Source organism: Bifidobacterium sp. (assembly GCF_051876855.1).
Lineage (GTDB): Bacteria > Actinomycetota > Actinomycetes > Actinomycetales > Bifidobacteriaceae > Bifidobacterium.
This window is the reverse complement of record NZ_JBJEIH010000107.1, coordinates 1-4,904: the sequence shown is the minus strand read 5'-3', so window position 1 is coordinate 4,904 and position 4,904 is coordinate 1. Positions and strand designations below refer to the sequence as shown.

Sequence of the window (4,904 nt, the reverse complement as noted above, 5' to 3'; positions counted from 1 at the left end):
CGGGTCGTAATGAACGTGGGAGTTTGCGTCGTAGAAGCATGTAACCGAATAATCTCCCGTTATCTCCCGCCACTCGTGGGAGATTGGCCGCGAATCGGCGGTTCGGCAGAAAAGTCCCGGATTGCAGCGGGAGTTTATCGCTAATGCGCCAATCTGGCGCTGTTCTCCCCAAACCTGACTCGTGACCAATATTCAAGAATCACGAAATTCCAACGTTCACCTTGGGAGATTATCCGCATGAACGCGTGATTCCCGCAAACTCCCGCACCGCACGCGGGAGATCGGCGCCCGATAGGCCGATTTACGCTAAACTCCCGTCCGCCGGCGACAGTACTGCTGTGAGGAGCCCGCCAATATTGAAATGCCCTATACCGCGGTTCTTCCGTCGTGTTTCCCGACGAAGCAAGCTGATAGCTAAGTGAGCCCGGCATCCAGCGGGTCGCATCTCGACGGACACTCCGCGCAACGTGCCCATCGGCGTGGGTGTGTGCGTAGACAGGTGTTTGGGTGTGGTTCCTTGGTGCCTGTATCGCTCGATGTCTCGCTCGAGGAGCGTGGGTATCAGGCATGTCGCGTTTTCTCAATATCTCTTTTGCAAGCCGCTAATGGCGAGATATTGAGATATTCGTCTGAAAATCTCCGTGATGTCGGCTGTCCGGGCGAGATATTGAGACTTTGTGTGGCGTCCGCCCGGTTGCTGAAAATACAGGATTGGCTTGATTCCGCGGTTTTGAGACTGTCGGTGGTGGGGTGTGCCGGTCGGGGAATCTCAATATCTCGCGGGATTGCCGCCTGTCTTGGAGATATTGAGATGTTGCTCCGAAAATCTCCCGCCATTCGGCGATTTCACGAGATGTTGAGACTTGCTTCGGGCTTCTGTCCGATCCGGCATAGGCCGTGGAGCATTGAATTTGAGACGTGGGAACCGCATCCGGTTGATTTCGGTCAGACGGTCACGAAAAGACGAGGAGCAATATTATGACCAATGCAAATAACAGCCAGTCGCTTGATGCACAACAGCTGGAACAGCGATTCGATGACGGCGAGGAAGTGCTCGGGTGCTTTGATCTGGACCATCCTGTCGTCGAACACCATCCGGTCGTTCAGAAGCGTATTACCTTGACCATGCCTGACTGGATTGTCGAGGGGCTGGACGAAGAGGCCGAAGAGTTGGCCATCAGCCGCAATGCAGTAGTAAATACTTGGCTCGCTGAGAGGATACGCGCCTCGCGTGCGCACAGCCAATCCGCGGTGCGGGCGTGACGGATTACAGTGTGGGCTGGTTGTGTGAACGGATACAGACGTGGCACGGCGAACCAGATCGGATCAGCCGGCGGCGGACAACCGCACATATCCGGTTGCTTTGAGCGTGAATCGGATTCGCGATGCCGCGAAGAGATCAACCGCGTGCTCGACTATCCTGCCTTTGGTGTCGGATGCGTCGCGGCGGATGCGCACAACCGGCGAGCCTGTCGGAATATCCAGCAACGCCGCATGCTCGTCGGATGCTTCGAAGGTTTCCAGCGTTTCCTCGGCGTCGGATACATCTACGTCATACCGCGTGCTCAACGTACCGTACAGGGATGTGCCGAAATCGGGATAGGACAAGAGGTCGGGGAATAATGCCGCTGGCAGCGTGCTTTGCTCCAAGGACAGCGGCGTGCCATCCAGTCGTCTCAACCGGCTCATGCGGTAAATCGGGTCTCCCATCTGCAAACCGAGATGACGCGCGTCGCTTGGGCCACAGGTAGTAAGTGTCGCGCTCAGCACGGTCGTATCCAGCGTGAAGCCTTGTCTTCTTGCGATATCGGGCAATGATTCGATGGTATCGATATTCCGCACGATTTTGCCATCTGAAACGACGATGCCGCCGGCCCGGCCGATGAGACGGACGATTTCGTGATTGCGCTCCATGGTGTCGAGCGCCGCTCGCAGCGTCGATCTCGTGACGTTCAGTCGTTGCGCAAGTGCGCGTTCGGTGCCGATTCTTTCGCCGGCGGTCAGTTGATTGGTCCTGATGATCGTGCGTATCCGCCGGATGGTTTCCGCGTGTTCCTCTCGTGGTGCTTCCATATCGATCTTCCCGATGGTTGTGCTTGCGCAAACACTATCAGGCGATTATGTTGCGATGATTACGGTTGCATACAACAATGCCCGGCCCCGTGAGTGGTTGCGGGTCCGGGCATCGTCGATGGATTTCGCGAGACCGGACTGGCCGGTTCCCGCGTTCGGGCACGCGAGCTACCGTGCGTACCCGACGATTCTGTGCTGGCTACAGCTTGCTACGGCTGGCTACAGTTTGAGTGTCGCCAGCGTCTTGGTGAACGCGTCCATGAACCAGTCCACATCATCCTCGCTGAACACCAGCGGCGGGCGCAGTTTCAAGATGTTGCCGTACCGTCCGCACACCGAGGTGAGGACATGGTTGCCGCGCAGGGTTTCCAGGATATCCAGCGCTGCCTGCTGATCAGGGTCTTTCGTGCCGGGCTTGACGATTTCACAGCCGATGTACAGTCCTGCCCCTCGCACATCGCCGATGCACGGGTGTGCATCCTGAAGTGAGGCGACAGTCTTCTTGAAGATTGCGCCGACCCGCTTGGCGTTGCCCATCGTGTCCTTGTCACGCATCACGTCGAGTGTCGCCTGCGCCGCGGCCATGCATACCGGATTGCCGCCGAAGGTGTTGAAATACGGGATCGAGCCGGCGAACGGTTCAAGCACCTCGTGGCGTGCCGCCATAAGCGAGGTCGGCAGACCGTTGGCCATCGGCTTGCCGGAAGTCACCAGATCAGGCACAATGCCTTGACGCTCGAAGCCCCAGAAGGCATCACCGGTTCTGGTGAAACCAGGCTGGACCTCATCGGCGATCCACACGCCGCCAAGCTCATGTACCGTGTCGATGACCGGTTGGAGATAGCCGACCGGGTCCGGGTACACGCCGTCGGAGGAGAAGATCGAATCGGCGAGAAACGCAGCGAATTTCACGCCGTGACGTTCCATATCGGCCACCGCCTTGCGTACCTCGGCGGACATCCATGCGCCGAAGGCTTCAGCGCTGCATGATTCAGCCGGCTCGCCGTCGATTTCGAGACGATAGGTGTCCGGGGTGGGGACCATGCGCATCTTCAAACCGAGCGTCTGGGCGGTGCCGAGAGCGGGGGAGAGTTTCGACGTCAACGCCGAATTGCCGTGATACGCCTCGTGTGTGACAATAACCCCTTCTCCGCCGGTGTACGCCTGAGCGACACGCACCGCAAGATCGTTCGCCTCTGATCCGGTGCATTGGAACATGATTCGGTCGATTGGCCCAGGCATGGTGGACAGGATATCCTGCGCGTAATTGAGGATGTTCTCATGCAGATAGCGGGTGTGCGTGTTCAGCAGGGATGCCTGGCGCGTAATCGCTTCGACGACCCGCGGATGGCAATGCCCCACAGATGCGACGTTGTTGTAGACGTCTAGGTACTCCACGCCGTCGGCATCCCACAGGTGGGAGCCACGACCCTTGATCAGATGCACCGGATTGCGGTAGAAGAGCCGGTACGCGGGGCCTAATACCTCACGTTCCTCGGTGAGCTTGCGCGTCTCGGGGTCCAGCGCGGCCGCCATTTCCGGGCGGAAACTATTGGTGTCCATGATCGTCGAACGGGTTGCCATGGTGTCCTTCTTCCTGTTGTTTGCGGAAGGTGTTGCTGACAACTGCAAATATAGAGAAACACGCAAATGGCTTGCCGCCCGCCGATTACCGCGATGTAACAAAACATGGGATCCAGGTAAATGGCTATGGCTCGGGTACCTGGCTTTTCGCATACCGGCCCGAGAGTCCCGTGCCTTTTGCGGACGCCATGAAATATGCCATTAACACAACCACGGATTTTCTAACTGTTCCGTAACAGATTCTCGGGGTGCCGCCGTGCCCTCGAACCCAATAATGTCAGGTAAATCCTTGGTGCGACAGGCACGCAGACATGCTTGCCGCCAATCATGTGAAGGAGGATGTCATGTTCACCGTTGCCCAGTATCGTGCGGCATATCTCAATGGCAAGCTCAAGCCCAGCGATGTCATCTCCGGGCACCTGCGGTATGCGCATACGGTTGCGGACCGTGTGAATGCGATCAGCGCATACCGTGAGACTGCCGTGGAACAGGCGAAGGCGAGTGATTCCCGGTACGCATCCGGCAAACCCAAGGGGCCGCTTGACGGGGTGCCGGTCATCGTGAAGGACAGCTATCATGTGGCCGGGCTGCCCAGGTGGCATGGAAGTGCCATCCATGATAGCGATCCCGTCTCCTCGGCGTCTTCCGAACCGGTGATGCGGCTCGAGGAAGCCGGAGCAATCATCGTTGCGAAGGGCACGATGCCGGATATGGGCATGCTGGCCAGTGGCATCAGTTCGCAGTTCGGCATTGTGCGCAACCCGTGGAACACCGAGTTGAGTCCGGGAGGCTCGAGTTCCGGTGTCGGGGCCGCATTGGCGTGCGGCCTTGCCGCGTTCGGACTGGGAACCGACATCGCGGGTTCGGTCAGGTTGCCTGCCGCGCATTGCGGGCTTGCAGCCATCAAGCCCACGCAAGGGAGGATCGCGTATTCGCCGGCGAGCGTCATGCGGTCTTCCGGTGTGCTTGCCCGCACGGTTGCCGATGTCATCGAGGGCCTGTCCGTGGTCGGTCAGCAGGCGGACAGCGACCCGTGGTGCCTGCCCGGTGCCTTCGCTGCGGTTCCTGAGCAATCGGTGCTGGCGAAAACGCCTTGCGTCGGCGTGCTGCTGGACATGGGATATGGCCTGTCCCCTCAGCACGCTGTGGCGGAAGCGGTAGAACGCGCGGCAAAGCGGCTCGAATGCTACGGATGCATTGTCAAGCCGTTGCGATTGCACTTGACCGACGCCGATTACGAAAACGCC

At 58.8% G+C, this 4,904-nt stretch carries 4 protein-coding genes; 2 read left to right on the top strand and 2 right to left on the bottom strand.

All coding sequences use genetic code 11. The annotated features are described in order from the left end of the window. The first annotated feature begins 978 nt into the window (after positions 1–978). Entirely contained in the window at positions 979–1,263 is a 285-nt protein-coding gene (gene brnA / locus ACI38B_RS07125; RefSeq protein WP_026650452.1) for a type II toxin-antitoxin system BrnA family antitoxin, read from the top strand. A 63-nt stretch (positions 1,264–1,326) separates the two neighbouring features. On the opposite strand, the gene ACI38B_RS07120 is transcribed toward brnA, so the two are convergent. Then, the gene (locus ACI38B_RS07120; RefSeq protein ID WP_300746007.1) at positions 1,327–2,073 is read right to left on the bottom strand and encodes a GntR family transcriptional regulator; all 747 of its coding nucleotides are present in this window, start codon (positions 2,071–2,073) and stop codon (positions 1,327–1,329) included. 219 nt (positions 2,074–2,292) lie between these two features. Next, positions 2,293–3,657 carry an aspartate aminotransferase family protein gene (locus ACI38B_RS07115; RefSeq protein ID WP_439730133.1) on the bottom strand — a complete coding sequence of 455 codons (1,365 nt, stop codon included), beginning with the start codon at positions 3,655–3,657 and terminating at the stop codon, positions 2,293–2,295. A 344-nt stretch (positions 3,658–4,001) separates the two neighbouring features. Here ACI38B_RS07115 and ACI38B_RS07110 point away from each other — a divergent pair. Further along, the coding region (locus ACI38B_RS07110; RefSeq protein WP_439730132.1) for an amidase family protein at positions 4,002–4,904 on the top strand (903 nt) is incomplete at its 3' end.

Bases quoted from the DNA above. Each gene is read 5' to 3' on its own strand.
- brnA (WP_026650452.1), top strand. From the start codon at position 979: ATGACCAATGCAAATAACAGCCAGTCGCTTGATGCACAACAGCTGGAA.
- ACI38B_RS07120 (WP_300746007.1), bottom strand. From the start codon at position 2,073: ATGGAAGCACCACGAGAGGAACACGCGGAAACCATCCGGCGGATACGC.
- ACI38B_RS07115 (WP_439730133.1), bottom strand. From the start codon at position 3,657: ATGGCAACCCGTTCGACGATCATGGACACCAATAGTTTCCGCCCGGAA.